This is a genomic window from Phenylobacterium sp., assembly GCF_036495085.1.
In the GTDB taxonomy this organism is placed as follows: Bacteria; Pseudomonadota; Alphaproteobacteria; order Caulobacterales; family Caulobacteraceae; genus Phenylobacterium.
Genome location: NZ_DASXNL010000147.1, coordinates 19,073 through 31,603 on the forward strand (window position 1 = coordinate 19,073; position 12,531 = coordinate 31,603).

A 12,531-nucleotide genomic window follows, 5' to 3' on the forward strand; every position below is an offset into this window, starting at 1 on the left:
CGTTCGGGGTCGTTGACCAAGGGCTTTCCATGAAGACGCATCGATACCGCCGGGACGCGCCCGGCCATCACTCACCTTCGCGCGCTGGGCATGTCGCCCTGGCGATCGCTGCCGCCTGCATGCTGGCGCTCGTCGCCCCGGCGGCGTGGGCGACCACCACGATCGCCGACCCAACGGGCGATTTCCTCAGCAGCTTCGTCGGTCCGCATGGCGCCGACCTCGACGTTACGTCAGCCAGCGCGGGGTTCGATGGGCTGAGCTTTCACCTCGACGCCACCATGGCGGGCGCTGTCGGGACGACCCCAAACAGCCTCTATGTCTGGGGCGTCGATCGCGGGGCAGGCACCCAGTTCCTGCACAACCTGCACGTCGCCGATCCGCTCAATCAGCGCGACGTCGGCGTGGGGGTGTTCTTTGACGCTTTCATCGCGCTCACCCCGACCGGGGGTGGAAATGGGAATGGCGCGGTGTTCCTGCTCAATCCAGCTGCTCAGGTCGTGAGCATGCAAAGCCTGGCGGCCGGCGCCGTGACGATTAACGGCGACACGATCAGCGTGGTCGTCCCCGATGCGATGTTGCCGGGCCAGGGTTTCAATCTCACCCAGTACGGCTTCAACATCTGGCCGCGCATCACCGGCATTTCGAACAACAACCAGGTGTCCGATTTCGCGCCAAACGAGTCCCCGCTTCCGGCTGAGGGCCTCCCGAGGCGCGCGCTGTTCCTTTCCTCGGCCGTCCCTGAGCCCGGCGCATGGTCATTGATGATCATCGGTTTCGGTGGGATCGGCCTGACCTTGCGCCGCCGGCGTCCCATCCAGATGGCCTAGGCGCGAGCGCCGCGCGTCCATCCCCCCACAATTGGGCGCGCGGCGTTTCTGGGTCCGGAAGGACCTGTTCCGAAGCGGCAACTCGGCCCGCGAACCCTAGGTCGGCGGCGGCTTGACGTAGATGACCTTCGGTCCACGCGAATTCAGCAGCAGACCGATCAGCACCCCCGCTGCAAGGGCGACACCAAGCGACGAATAGGGCCGTTCATGAACGAGGGGCTCAACGCGCTGAGCGACCTCGCGGGCCTGTTTCGATGTCCGGTCGTAGACCGCGCGGGTCTGCTCCCCGACCTTCGACACTCGGTCTGCAACCTGGCCGGCGAAGTCGTCCAATTTGGTCTGCGCCTTCCCGACCGCTTTCCGGGCGCCGCCCTTCAGCTGGTTCACACCGCCGCGCGCTTGCAGGCCCGGGTCGTCTAACGCTTCGCCTGCGCGACGTTCGGCGCGCCCGAAACCTTGCTGCAGGCCCCCCATAACTTCTTTCTCACTCATGGCATCCCTCACTTCCACTGGCCGACAAGACGCCGTGCCCGCCCAGCGATGCGCCTTCTGCTTCTTGGAAGCCCGCAGGGCGCGCATTGTTCCCTCAGCCGGGCGGTTTAACGCGATGTATCTGAAGCCTTGGCGTTGCCCCGGCCGCCCGACGCGCCCTATGCCGGGCCATGTCCTTCGGCGATTTCGGGCTCCTGGCGCTGGTATGCGTGGTCTGGGCGTCCAACAACATCGTCTCGAAATACGTGGTGAGCCACCTTGGCCTGCCGCCGCTCTTCTTCGCCGCGGTTCGGTTTGCGCTCGTGGCGGTGGCGACCGCGCCGTGGCTGCTTCCGATGCCCCGGCCGCGCTGGCGGCTGATCGCCGTGGCGATGCTGATGGGCGGCGGCAATTTCGCCTTGTTGTTCATCGGCCTGCAGACCTCGACGCCGTCGGCGGTCGCCGTGGTGAGCCAGCTGGGCGTGCCGATCACCACCCTCCTGTCGGTGCTGATGCTAGGCGAAACGATCCACTGGCGCCGCGCGCTGGGGATTGCGATGACGGTTGCAGGGTCGCTGGCGGTGATGTGGGACCCGCACGGTTTCAAGGTGTCGGCCGGCCTGCTCTATGTGGTGGCCTCGGCCTTCGCCGGTTCCCTGGGAGCCGTCATGATGAAACAGATCGAGGGGGTGAAGCCGCTACAGTTCCAGGCCTGGGTGGGCTTTGCATCGTTCTGGCCGCTTGCGGCGCTTTCGGCCTGGCTCGAACCTGGGCAAGTCCATATGGGGCTCGCCGCGGGCTGGCCGTTCGCGCTGGCCGCGCTCTATTCGGGCCTCGTGGTGTCGGTGGGCGCCCACACCGCCTACTACTTCCTGATCCGCCGCTATGAGGCGAATCTGATCTCTCCATTGACGCTGATGACGCCGCTCGCGACGATTGTCCTGGGGGTTGCGATCTTCCACGATCCATTCGGGCCCCGGATGGCGATCGGTACGACGATCGCTCTTACTGGCGTTCTGGTCGTCGCAGCGCGAAGGAACCATGTCATGCCGCTGCTGCTCGCTATCCGGAACCGTGCCCAATGAACTTCATCGAGGCGCCCAGTCCCAACTTCGACGCACGGACGACGGTCCCGGACATCCTCGTCCTGCACTACACCGGCATGCCAACAGGGGAGGCGGCGCTGGCCCGGCTGCGCGACCCCGAAGCCAGGGTCAGCTCGCACTACATGGTCGAGGAGGATGGCCGAATCTTCCGTCTGGTGCCCGAGGAGCGGCGCGCATGGCATGCCGGCGTCTCGTTCTGGAAGGGCGAGCGCAACATCAACGGCGTCTCGATCGGCGTCGAAATCGTCAATCCGGGCCACGAGTTTGGCTACCAGCCGTTTCCCGACGCGCAGATGACGGCGGTGATCGCACTGGTCGGCGACATCCGCACGCGCTGGCAGATTGATGACGGCCGGATCGTCGGTCACTCCGACGTGGCGCCGGAGCGCAAGGACGATCCGGGCGAGCTCTTCCCCTGGAAGCGGCTGGCGCAAGCCGGCCATGGCTTGTGGGTCGAACCCTCGCCGGCGCCCGGCGCGCCGCTGGCCGAGGGTGAGGAGAGCACCGGCGTCTTCGCCCTCCAGGCAGGGTTCACCCGCCTGGGCTACGACCTGCCGCCCTCCGGCAAGTTCGACGCCGCCACGAAGGCAGTGGTCACCGCATTCCAGCGGCACTGGCGCCCGGAACAAGTCGACGGGATCGCCGACGGCGAGACGCGGGCCCGGCTGATCGGTCTGCTGAGAGTGGCGGGCTGATGCATCCGTCGACGGCATTCCAGGTGGCCGATGAAGCGCTGCTGCTCAGCCACATGGCCCGCCATCCGTTTGTGACGCTGGCCGCAAATGTGCAGGGCGGCTTGCGCGTAGCTCATGCGCCCGTCGTCGTCCGCCGCCTGGAGACGGGCCTCGCGCTCGACTTTCACCTGTCTCGCAGCAATGCGCTCGCCGCCGGGCTTGGCGAGGGCTTCACCGCCGTTGCGGTGAGCCTCGCCGCCGACGCCTATGTCAGTCCTGACTGGTACGTGAGCGCCGACCAGGTGCCGACCTGGAACTATGTCAGCGTCGAGGCGGAGGGGCCCGTGGCAGCATTGGACGCGACGGGGCTCGTGACCCTGCTCGACGACCTCTCGGCGCAGGAGGAGAGCCGGCTGGCGCCCAAACCGCCCTGGACGCGGGCCAAGATGTCGACGGGCCGCTTCGAGGCGATGGCCCGAGCGATCATAGGCGCACGCATGGCCGTTCGCCGGCTTGAAGGAACCGTCAAGCTTTCGCAGAACAAGGCCGAAGCCGATCGGGCGGGCGTGATCACCGCGCTGGGGGACCATCCCATCGCGCGACGGATGCGCGGCGAATGAGCGGGGTGGCCGTCCGCGCCTTAGCTCTCGCCGAGGCGCCGGCGATCCTCGCCTTACACACGGCCGCCGCCTCGGCGGGCGGCGGCCTTGCGCGCGAGCCGAACGAGATGGCGCTCGACTACATCGAGGCCGCCATCATCAAGTCGCTCGCCTCAGGCGTTGCGCTAGGGGCCTGGGCTGGCGCGACCATGGCCGGCGAAATCCACGCCTCACGCATGGGCCCGCGGCAATTCTGCCACAACCTTACCGATCTGACCGTCGCGGTGCATCCAGACTTCCAGGGCCGGGGCATCGGCGCGGCGCTGTTCGAAGCGCTGTTCGCGGCCGCCGCGACGCTCACGCCCAAGGTCGAGCGCATCGAGCTGATGTGCCGAGAGGGCAACCTTGGCGCCCTGCGCCTTTACCAACGCCTGGGTTTCGCCATCGAAGGTCGCTTCCGGCGCCGCGTGCGCCTCAGCGACGGTACGGTCGAAGACGACCTCGCCATGGCCAAGGTGCTGCTCTAGCTGTCGTCCTGGTTTCCGCGGGGGGCAAGGCCCGGGGCCGAACGAGGCGGGCGTTGCGGGCCTATCCGCGAAGGGCGCTTGGGGCGAAACTTGACCTCTCAAGCCCGAACGACCACTTTCCGCGCGGACCAGACGGCCGGGCGATCGCGGCTCCCGCAAGGGGGTCGAGGAAAGTCCGGGCTCCACGACGACATGGCGGCGGGTAACGCCCGCCGGGGGCGACCCCAGGGATAGCGCCACAGAAAGCAAACCGCCTCTCATCTGAGAGGTAAGGGTGAAAGGGTGGGGTAAGAGCCCACCGCGTCGCTGGCAACAGGGACGGCATGGCAAGCCCCGCCAGGAGCAAGACCGAATAGGGACCGCGGGCCCTCAGCGATGAGGGCAGGGCTGTCGTAGGCCTGGGCGGTCCGGGTAGGTCGCGAGAACCGCCCCGCGAGGGGTGGTCCAGAGGAATGATCGCCGCGTCCGAAGCTTGCTTCGGGCGGCACAGAACCCGGCTTACAGGCCGTCTGGTCTCCTTGCTTCAGTCATATCCGCCAATTCGTTAACAAGCTTTGCTGTAGTTCACGGTATGTTCTGTGGATAACAACTTTCGATTAACCATAAGCAGCCCGCTCGCCTTGGTTTCTCTAGGAAATAGTGGTTCAGAGTCATTTACTCCCATTCCGTCCCATGATAGCCCATTCGTACTTCGCTAACCAATTTTGACGGGTCGGTAGCGAAGGTTAGGGCGGCTGGTGGGGCGGCCTAGGTGGCAGGGGCTTTGGCGGTGTTTCTCTCGACGTTCGAGAAACAACTGGACGGCAAACGGCGGATCGTCGTGCCGCAGGATTACCGCGCCCTTACAGCTGGCCCCTTCGACGGCGTCTTCTGCTTCCCCTCCATAGAGGCCGACTGCATTGAGGGTGGTGGCAAGGCGCTGTTCGACCGCTACCTTGGCGTGATCGAGGAACTCGAATTCGGCGACCCGATCCGCAGCGCGCTGGAAACCTCGGTGCTGGGCGGCATGGCCCGCCTCAGCTTCGACACCGCCGGGCGCATTACTCTTCCGGAGCTGCTCTGCCAGCAATTCGGTCTCACCGACTGGGTGGTGGTCGTGGGCCTGGGCGACCGCTTTCAGATCTGGCAGCGCGAAGCCTTCCAGGCTCACCGCGCCGCCCAGCGCGACCTGGCCCGCGAGGGCTTGGCGTCCCTGCGCGCCCAGCAGCGCCTCGCGCGGCTCTCCTCGCCCAATGTGGGAGGGGCCGGATGAACGGGCCGCATGTCCCGGTCCTGCTCGATGAGGTCGTGGACGCGCTGCAGCCCCGCGCCGGCAAGACCCTGGTCGATGGCACTTTCGGCGCAGGGGGCTACAGCCGCGCCTTGCTGGGCGCCGGCTCCGTCGTGATCGCCTTCGATCGCGACCCCTCCGCGCGCCGCTTCGCCGAAGGCCTCCCTGCCGAGCGCTTCCGCCTCGTACAGGGCCGCTTTTCCGAGCTGGACGTCGAGACCGGCCCTGCGGCCGTCGATGGCGTTGTCCTCGACATCGGCGTCTCGTCCATGCAGCTCGACGAGGCAGAGCGCGGCTTTTCGTTCATGCGCGACGGGCCGCTCGACATGCGTATGGCCGCCGACGGTCCCACCGCCGCCGACCTTGTGAACGAGACCGAACTCTCGGAGCTGGCCCGCATCCTATTCGTCTACGGTGAGGAGCGCGAAAGCCGGCGCATCGCCAGAGCCATCGCCAAGCGCCGCGAGGAGCAACCTTTCACGCGTACGCTGGAGCTGGCCGAGTTCATCGAGAAGGCGCTTGGCGGCCGCCGAGGCGCCAAGGTCCATCCCGCGACCCGCTCTTTCCAGGCGATCCGCATCGCTGTGAACGAGGAGCTGTCGGAGCTGGAGGCCGGCCTCGCCGCCGCGGAGCGGGCGCTGAAGTCCGGCGGGCGCCTCTGCGTCGTCACGTTCCATTCGCTGGAAGACAGAATCGTGAAGACCTTCCTTTCGGTGCGAGCGGGCAAAACGCCGGGGGGGTCGCGCCACGCGCCGCCGCTGGAAACTGCAGCTGCGCCGAGCTTCCAGCTCCTGTTCAACGGCGCGCAAACGCCGACTGACACGGAATTGGCGGCCAATCCCCGGGCCCGCTCGGCGAAACTCAGGGCGGCGGTGCGCACCGACGCTCCCGTCTGGAGGGCGGCGGCATGAGCTGGCTCAATCGCAGGGTTCGGGGCTTCAGGTTGGTGGACCTGGTGGCGCTCGGCCTGCTGACCGCTCTGATCCTCGGCGTCTATCTGGCCAAGACCATCGCTGGCGGCGAGCGCGCCAAGATCGCGACGGTCGAGCGGCAGATCGAGTCAGAAAAGGCCCGCATCCGCCTCCTGAAGGCCGAGGTCAGCCACCTGGAGCAGCCGGCCCGCATCGAGCGCCTCTCGGAGACTTACCTCGGTCTGGCGCCCGTACCGATCAAGCACGAGGCCGGCCCCGACGCCCTGCCCCAGCTTGCGGCCTTGCCGCCAGCGGCGGTCAAGGCGTCCGTCGAGGTCACCCCTGACCCAATGGCGACCGCTCCGCACGAACCGGCTGCTCCGCTCGCCACAACGACCCAGCTCGCCGAGGTCACGCGATGAGCCTTGGGCAGCAGGCCTTTGGATCCTCTTGGCTGTCCCACCGCCTCACAGGATGGATATGGCGTTTCGAGCACGCCTTCGAACGCGCACGCGCGTCCGGGCGCGCCGAGGACGACACGCGCATCCGCATCTTCTTCGTCCTGGCGCTGTTCTCAGCGGGATTCCTGACGCTGGCCATCGGGGCGACCCACGCGGCCCTGTTCTCCGGTTCCATCCGCGGTGATGCGGCGCCGGCGATCGGCGCGGCGCGGGCCGACCTCGTCGATCGAAACGGCGAGATGCTGGCCGCCGACCTCCTGCACTATGGCCTCTACATCGATCCCCGTGAGATCTGGGATACTGGCGAGACACGCCGGGCCCTCTTCGCCAACCTGCCGGAACTGACGCCAGAGCGCCTGGAGAAGGCCCTGCGGGCCGGCCGGCGCACCTTTGTCCTCGGTGGCCTGACCCCGGAACTCCGCGCCCACGTCCATGACCTCGGTCTTCCCGGCGTCAGCTTCGAACCCGAACAGAAGCGGGTCTATCCATTGGGCTTTACCGCCGCCCACCTGGTGGGGTTCGCGGACACCGGGGGTGAGGGCCTGGCGGGCGCCGAGGCCGCGCTGAACGACGACATCCGCAATGCCGCCGCCGGTCAGGGTGCGGTCCCGCTCTCCATCGACCTTCGCATCCAGGCGGCGCTCGAGGACGAGCTCTACAAGGCCGCCGCCCAGTTCCGGCCGAAGGGAGCCGTCGGCATCGTCACCAACGTCCACACCGGTGAGATCCTCGGCCTCGCGAGCTATCCGACCTTCGACCCCAACAAACCGGGCGCCGCCAGCCTGGACGCGCGCCAGAACCGTGCGGCCGGCGCGATCTACGAGATGGGTTCAACGTTCAAGGGCTTCACCGTAGCCGCCGGGCTCGACGCGGGCGTGGCCACGCCATCTTCCACTTTTGACGCCACGCACCCCTTCCAGCTCGGCTACCGCACGATCACCGACTACCATGCAACCCACAAGGTTCTGACCCTGGTGGAGGTGTTCCAGCACTCTTCGAACATTGGGACGGCCCGCCTCGGAGAGGAAATCGGGCCGGAGCGCCTGCACGACTATTTCAACCGCTTCGGCCTGACGCAGGCCGCAAAGACCGAGCTCATCGAGACCGCCCGGCCGCTTACCCCCAGGGTCTGGGATCAGGACGCGATCGCCTCGACCTCTTTCGGCCACGGCATCAATGTTAGTCCGCTGGCGATCGCCCGGGCCTATTCGGGCCTTATGAACGGCGGCCAACTGTTGCCGCTGACCATCAGGAAGCTCCCGGCGGGGACCGTGGTGCACGGGTCGCGGATGATTTCAGAGAAAACCGCGCTCACCCTGCTGCAGATCATGCGCTCCAACGTCACCGGCGGCTCGGGCAAGTCGGCAAACGTCGCGGGCCTGAACGTAGGCGGCAAGACCGGCACGGGTGACAAATGGGACCCCGCCGCCAAGCGCTACTCCACGACCAGGCAGGTGTCTTCGTTCGTGGCCGCATTCCCGACGGACGGTCCGCTGAGCGCCCCGCGCTATGTCGTGCTCGTGCTGCTGGACGAGCCGCAACGCGACAAGACAGGTCTCGACCCTACCGGCGGTATCGTAGCTGCGCCCGCCGTTGGCCACGTGATCGAGCGGATCGCGCCATTCCTCGGCGTACAGCGCCGGGCCGAGACCAATCCCTTTGCTGCGCCGGCCGAAGCCGCCGCCAATGCCGGAGAAGAGCATTGAGCGTGCGCCTTTCCGAATTGGTGAAGCGCGACCTTAGTGTGGATCCGCCGATCCAGGGCGTCACCGCCGACAGCCGAAAGGTGCGCCCCGGCTACCTGTTCGCCGCCCTGCCAGGCGCCAAGGTCGACGGCCGCAGCTTCGCTCCGCGTGCTGTCGAGCAGGGAGCGGTCGCCGTACTCGCCGGCCGCGAGATCGAGGATCTGCCGGCTCCGCTGGTGATCGCCGCAGACCCGCGCCGCGCCTACGCGCTGGCCGCGGCCTCCTTCTGGGGCGCGCAGCCGGCGACCTGCGTCGCTGTCACCGGCACCAACGGCAAGACCTCGGTGGCGGCTTTCTGCAGGCAGATGTTCGCTCACGCCGGTTTCAGGGCCGCCAGCATGGGCACGCTTGGCGTCCGTGTCAGCGCGCCGGGTTCGGTGGATGAGCAGGTCACGCCGCCAGGCCTCACCACGCCCGACGCATCCGATGTGGCCGAGCTGCTGGCCCGCGTCGCGCAGTCCGGCGTCACCCATCTGGCGCTGGAAGCCTCCTCGCATGGCATCGACCAGCGGCGTCTCGACGGGGTAAAGCTCACGGCCGCGGGATTCCTGAACCTGACCCAGGACCACCTCGACTACCACGGCACCATGGGGGTTTACCGCGCCGCCAAGCTGCGCCTCTTCGAGACCCTGCTGACCCGCGGCAAGACCGCGGTGCTGAACGCCGATTCCGACGCATATGCGGCCTTCGCCGGCGCAGCCGTCAGCGCCGGTCAAAGCGTGATGAGCGTCGGCGCGGCGGGGCAGGGCTTACACCTCATCGAGCGCACCCCGCTGCCCAACGGTCAGGCCTTGCGGCTGACCCATCAGGGCCGCGCCTACGAGGTCCGCCTGCCGCTGGCCGGCGCGTTTCAGGCCTCGAACGCCCTGGTCGCCGCCGGTCTCTGCATCGCCGCCGGCGTCTCCATTGAGCAGGCGATGGCGGGTTTGGAGCGTATCGAGGGCGCACCGGGGCGGCTGCAGCGCGTCGGACGCGGGCCCCGCGGCGGCGAGGCCTACGTGGACTACGCCCACACGCCGGACGGGCTGGAGACGGTGCTGCGCGCCCTGCGGCCACACGTGCGCGGCAAGCTGATCGTGGTGTTCGGCGCCGGGGGCGATCGGGACCGGACCAAGCGCCCGCTGATGGGCAGGATCGCCGCCGAACTTGCTGACGTGGCCATTGTCACGGACGACAATCCCCGCAGCGAAGTCCCCGCCGCAATCCGCGCCGAAATCCTAGCTGCCGCGGCTGGGGCGAGGGAAGTCGGCGACCGGCGCGAGGCGATCCGAACGGGCGCGGCGTTATTGGACGAGGGTGATATCCTGGTGGTGGCGGGCAAGGGCCACGAGCAAGGCCAGATCGTCGGTGACGTGGTCCATCCCTTCGACGACGTGGCGGAGACTGCGAGCGCACTCCATGGCTGACCAGCTGTGGACCTCTGATGAGATTTCCGCGGCGACCGGCGGCAAGCTGGCCGGCAGACCCTTCGAGGCCACCGGCGTCTCCATCGACACCCGTACCCTCGAGCCCGGCGACCTCTTCGTGGCTCTGGCCGGCGTGCGCGACGGCCACGAATTCGTCGAGCAGGCAATGTCCAAAGGCGCGGCGGGCGTACTGGCTTCGCGCCAGGTGTTCGGCTCGGCTGTGATGGTCGACGACGTGCTGGCGGCTCTGGAGCGCCTGGGCGTCGCGGCCCGCGACAGGGCGCCGAAGGTTCGCCGAGGCGCGGTGACCGGTTCGGTCGGCAAGACCAGTGTGACCCAGGCAATCATGGCCGGTCTGAAGCTTGCCGGCCGAGCGCACTCCTCGGTGAAGTCCTACAACAATCACATCGGCGTGCCGCTGACCCTGGCGCGGATGCCACGCGATGCTGAGCGCGCGGTGTTCGAGATCGGCATGAACCACGCCGACGAGATCGCCCCGCTGGCCGGCATGGTCCGGCCGCACGCCGCAGTGGTGACCACCGTCGGTCCCGTGCACGTAGAGAACTTCCCGGACGGCGAGGCCGGCGTAGCCAGGGCCAAGGCGGAGATTTTCCAGGGATTATGGTCCGGCGGCGTCGCGGTTCTGAACGCCGACGACCGCTGGTTCCCGCTGCTCAAGGGTGAGGCGGAAAAGGTCGGCGCGCAGATCCGCACCTTCGGCCATGGCGAACATTGCGATGCGCGGCTGATCGACTTCCAGGTCGCGGCCGGCCACGCAGTGATCCAGGCCCGCTTCCACGGCAAAGGTCTCGACTTCCCGCTCCTGCAGACAGGCTTCCACTGGGGCCTGAATTCAATGGCCGTGCTTCTTATGCTGGAGGCCCTCGACGTCGATCTGGGCGACGGCCTCGCGGCGCTGGGTAGTTTCCAGCCGCTGGAGGGGCGCGGCGCCGAGCAGACGGTGCATCTTGTGGCCGGTGATTTCACCTTGATCGACGAGAGCTACAACGCCAACCCGATCTCCATGGCCTCGGCCATCGCCACACTGGGCGCTCGGGCGGTGAGAGGCCGCCGGATCGCGGCCTTGACCGACATGCTGGAGCTAGGCCCGCAGGCCCGCGCATTCCATGCCGCATTGGCCGAACCGCTGGCTGAAGCCAAGGTCGACCTCGTGTTCTGCGCCGGACCTTTGATGAAATCCCTCTGGGACACCCTTCCGCCGACTCGGCGCGGAGGCTACGCCGAGACAGCGGCCGAACTTGCGCCGTTGGTCGCCCGGGCCGCAGAGCCCGGAGACGCTGTGATGGTGAAGGGCTCGAACGGCTCGAAGGCCGGCGCAATCGCCGTGGCGCTGGCCGGCCTCGATGCGCCGCTCGACGCCCGCTCGGGAGAGGCCGGCTGATGTTCTACTGGCTCTACGAGCATTTCTCCGCCGGCGGCCACGGCCACGTCTCGGTCCTCAACCTGGTGAAGTACCTGACCTTCCGCACGGGCATGTCGGTGTTCACCGCCCAGATCATCGTGGTCGCGATGGGCTCGCGCTTCATCCGCTGGATGCAGGCCAAGCAGGGGAAGGGCCAACCGATCCGCGCCGAGGGCATTCAGCGTCATGTCCTCGAGAAAGCCGGCACTCCGACCATGGGCGGCGTGATGATCCTGGCCGGCTTGATCGTCGGCACCTTGCTTTGGGCGGACCTTTCCAATGTCTACGTCTGGGCCGTGCTGCTGGTCACCGCAGGCTACGGCGTGCTGGGTTTCCTCGACGACTACGCAAAGGTCACCAAACAGTCGTCGGACGGCATCTCCGGCCGCGTACGGTTGCTGCTGGAGGCGGCCATCGCCATGGTCGCGATCAGCATGATCATCCTGTTCGCGGCCAAGCCGCCAGAGGCGCCAGACCTGCTGACGTCGGTCGCCTTTCCTGTCGTCAAGCAGGCGCTGCTGAATTTGCATTGGTTCTACCTGCTGTTCGGGGCCTTCGTGATCGTCGGCGCAGCCAACGCCGTGAATTTCACCGACGGGCTCGACGGCCTCGCCACAGTGCCGGTGATGATAGCGGCGGCCGCTTACGGCCTGATCGCCTACCTGGTCGGCAACTTTGTCTTCGCCAACTACCTGCAGCTTCACTTCGTGCCAGGGGTGGGCGAAATCGCGGTCTACTGCGGGGCGATGATCGGGGCTGGGCTGGGCTTTCTTTGGTACAACGCCCCGCCGGCGCGGATCTTCATGGGCGATACCGGCTCCCTGGCTTTGGGCGGCGGCATCGGAGCCGTGGCCGTCTCGACCCGCCACGAGATCGTGCTCTCGATCGTGGGCGGCCTCTTCGTGGCCGAGCTGCTTTCGGTCGTGATCCAAGTCGCCTGGTTCAGGCGCACCGGGCGCAGGATCTTTCTGATGGCCCCGATCCACCACCATTTCGAGAAGGTCGGCTGGTCGGAATCGACTGTCGTGATCCGCTTCTGGATCGTCTCGATCATGCTGGCCCTTCTGGGGCTGGCCACGCTTAAGCTGCGGTAGGGAGGGCAAGCGAGCGC

The 12,531-nt window shown here is 67.5% G+C and carries 13 protein-coding genes and 1 other RNA gene; 13 read left to right on the forward strand and 1 reads right to left on the reverse strand.

Annotated elements, in window-relative coordinates; genetic code table 11:
- Window positions 1-29 precede the first annotated feature (29 nt).
- The gene (locus VGI62_RS16710; RefSeq protein ID WP_331505660.1) at window positions 30-827 is read left to right on the forward strand and encodes a PEPxxWA-CTERM sorting domain-containing protein; all 798 of its coding nucleotides are present in this window, start codon (window positions 30-32) and stop codon (window positions 825-827) included.
- A gap of 96 nt (window positions 828-923) precedes the next feature.
- On the opposite strand, the gene VGI62_RS16715 is transcribed toward VGI62_RS16710, so the two are convergent.
- Entirely contained in the window at window positions 924-1,319 is a 396-nt protein-coding gene (locus tag VGI62_RS16715) for a DUF883 family protein (RefSeq protein ID WP_331505661.1), read from the reverse strand.
- A gap of 170 nt (window positions 1,320-1,489) precedes the next feature.
- Between VGI62_RS16715 and VGI62_RS16720 the strand changes: the two genes are divergently transcribed.
- From VGI62_RS16720 to mraY, 12 genes are all read left to right on the forward strand, one after another.
- Window positions 1,490-2,383: a DMT family transporter gene (locus VGI62_RS16720; RefSeq protein ID WP_331505662.1), complete on the forward strand. Its 894-nt coding sequence runs from the start codon at window positions 1,490-1,492 to the stop codon at window positions 2,381-2,383.
- Window positions 2,380-3,099 (forward strand): N-acetylmuramoyl-L-alanine amidase, encoded by a 720-nt coding sequence (locus VGI62_RS16725; RefSeq protein WP_331505663.1) that lies wholly within the window; start codon window positions 2,380-2,382, stop codon window positions 3,097-3,099. Before VGI62_RS16720 ends, VGI62_RS16725 begins: the two co-directional genes overlap by 4 nt.
- On the forward strand, window positions 3,099-3,698 hold the full coding sequence (locus tag VGI62_RS16730) for an FMN-binding negative transcriptional regulator (RefSeq protein WP_331505664.1): 600 nt from the start codon (window positions 3,099-3,101) through the stop codon (window positions 3,696-3,698). Before VGI62_RS16725 ends, VGI62_RS16730 begins: the two co-directional genes overlap by 1 nt.
- Window positions 3,695-4,204: a GNAT family N-acetyltransferase gene (locus tag VGI62_RS16735; protein WP_331505665.1), complete on the forward strand. Its 510-nt coding sequence runs from the start codon at window positions 3,695-3,697 to the stop codon at window positions 4,202-4,204. The genes VGI62_RS16730 and VGI62_RS16735 overlap by 4 nt, the downstream gene beginning before the upstream one ends.
- A gap of 128 nt (window positions 4,205-4,332) precedes the next feature.
- Window positions 4,333-4,721, forward strand: an RNA gene (gene rnpB / locus VGI62_RS16740) — RNase P RNA component class A.
- Between the two features lie 252 nt (window positions 4,722-4,973).
- Window positions 4,974-5,456 (forward strand): division/cell wall cluster transcriptional repressor MraZ, encoded by a 483-nt coding sequence (locus VGI62_RS16745; RefSeq protein ID WP_331505666.1) that lies wholly within the window; start codon window positions 4,974-4,976, stop codon window positions 5,454-5,456.
- Window positions 5,453-6,385 (forward strand): 16S rRNA (cytosine(1402)-N(4))-methyltransferase RsmH, encoded by a 933-nt coding sequence (gene rsmH / locus VGI62_RS16750; protein WP_331505667.1) that lies wholly within the window; start codon window positions 5,453-5,455, stop codon window positions 6,383-6,385. The genes VGI62_RS16745 and rsmH overlap by 4 nt, the downstream gene beginning before the upstream one ends.
- The gene (ftsL, locus tag VGI62_RS16755; RefSeq protein WP_331505668.1) at window positions 6,382-6,807 is read left to right on the forward strand and encodes a cell division protein FtsL; all 426 of its coding nucleotides are present in this window, start codon (window positions 6,382-6,384) and stop codon (window positions 6,805-6,807) included. Before rsmH ends, ftsL begins: the two co-directional genes overlap by 4 nt.
- The gene (locus VGI62_RS16760) at window positions 6,804-8,552 is read left to right on the forward strand and encodes a penicillin-binding protein 2 (protein WP_331505669.1); all 1,749 of its coding nucleotides are present in this window, start codon (window positions 6,804-6,806) and stop codon (window positions 8,550-8,552) included. The genes ftsL and VGI62_RS16760 overlap by 4 nt, the downstream gene beginning before the upstream one ends.
- Window positions 8,549-9,997 (forward strand): UDP-N-acetylmuramoyl-L-alanyl-D-glutamate--2,6-diaminopimelate ligase, encoded by a 1,449-nt coding sequence (locus VGI62_RS16765; protein ID WP_331505670.1) that lies wholly within the window; start codon window positions 8,549-8,551, stop codon window positions 9,995-9,997. Before VGI62_RS16760 ends, VGI62_RS16765 begins: the two co-directional genes overlap by 4 nt.
- Entirely contained in the window at window positions 9,990-11,399 is a 1,410-nt protein-coding gene (locus tag VGI62_RS16770) for a UDP-N-acetylmuramoyl-tripeptide--D-alanyl-D-alanine ligase (RefSeq protein WP_331505671.1), read from the forward strand. The genes VGI62_RS16765 and VGI62_RS16770 overlap by 8 nt, the downstream gene beginning before the upstream one ends.
- A complete protein-coding gene (gene mraY, locus VGI62_RS16775; RefSeq protein WP_331505672.1) occupies window positions 11,399-12,514 on the forward strand; it encodes a phospho-N-acetylmuramoyl-pentapeptide-transferase in 1,116 nt (371 codons plus the stop codon). The genes VGI62_RS16770 and mraY overlap by 1 nt, the downstream gene beginning before the upstream one ends.
- The last annotated feature ends 17 nt before the right edge of the window (window positions 12,515-12,531 follow it).

What these genes read in the sequence shown, in the direction of transcription:
- VGI62_RS16715 (WP_331505661.1), bottom strand. Translation starts at nt 1,319, where the DNA reads ATGAGTGAGAAAGAAGTTATGGGGGGCCTGCAGCAAGGTTTCGGGCGC.
- VGI62_RS16735 (WP_331505665.1), top strand. Translation starts at nt 3,695, where the DNA reads ATGAGCGGGGTGGCCGTCCGCGCCTTAGCTCTCGCCGAGGCGCCGGCG.
- VGI62_RS16730 (WP_331505664.1), top strand. Translation starts at nt 3,099, where the DNA reads ATGCATCCGTCGACGGCATTCCAGGTGGCCGATGAAGCGCTGCTGCTC.
- VGI62_RS16720 (WP_331505662.1), top strand. Translation starts at nt 1,490, where the DNA reads ATGTCCTTCGGCGATTTCGGGCTCCTGGCGCTGGTATGCGTGGTCTGG.
- mraY (WP_331505672.1), top strand. Translation starts at nt 11,399, where the DNA reads ATGTTCTACTGGCTCTACGAGCATTTCTCCGCCGGCGGCCACGGCCAC.
- ftsL (WP_331505668.1), top strand. Translation starts at nt 6,382, where the DNA reads ATGAGCTGGCTCAATCGCAGGGTTCGGGGCTTCAGGTTGGTGGACCTG.
- VGI62_RS16710 (WP_331505660.1), top strand. Translation starts at nt 30, where the DNA reads ATGAAGACGCATCGATACCGCCGGGACGCGCCCGGCCATCACTCACCT.
- VGI62_RS16760 (WP_331505669.1), top strand. Translation starts at nt 6,804, where the DNA reads ATGAGCCTTGGGCAGCAGGCCTTTGGATCCTCTTGGCTGTCCCACCGC.
- rsmH (WP_331505667.1), top strand. Translation starts at nt 5,453, where the DNA reads ATGAACGGGCCGCATGTCCCGGTCCTGCTCGATGAGGTCGTGGACGCG.
- VGI62_RS16725 (WP_331505663.1), top strand. Translation starts at nt 2,380, where the DNA reads ATGAACTTCATCGAGGCGCCCAGTCCCAACTTCGACGCACGGACGACG.
- VGI62_RS16770 (WP_331505671.1), top strand. Translation starts at nt 9,990, where the DNA reads ATGGCTGACCAGCTGTGGACCTCTGATGAGATTTCCGCGGCGACCGGC.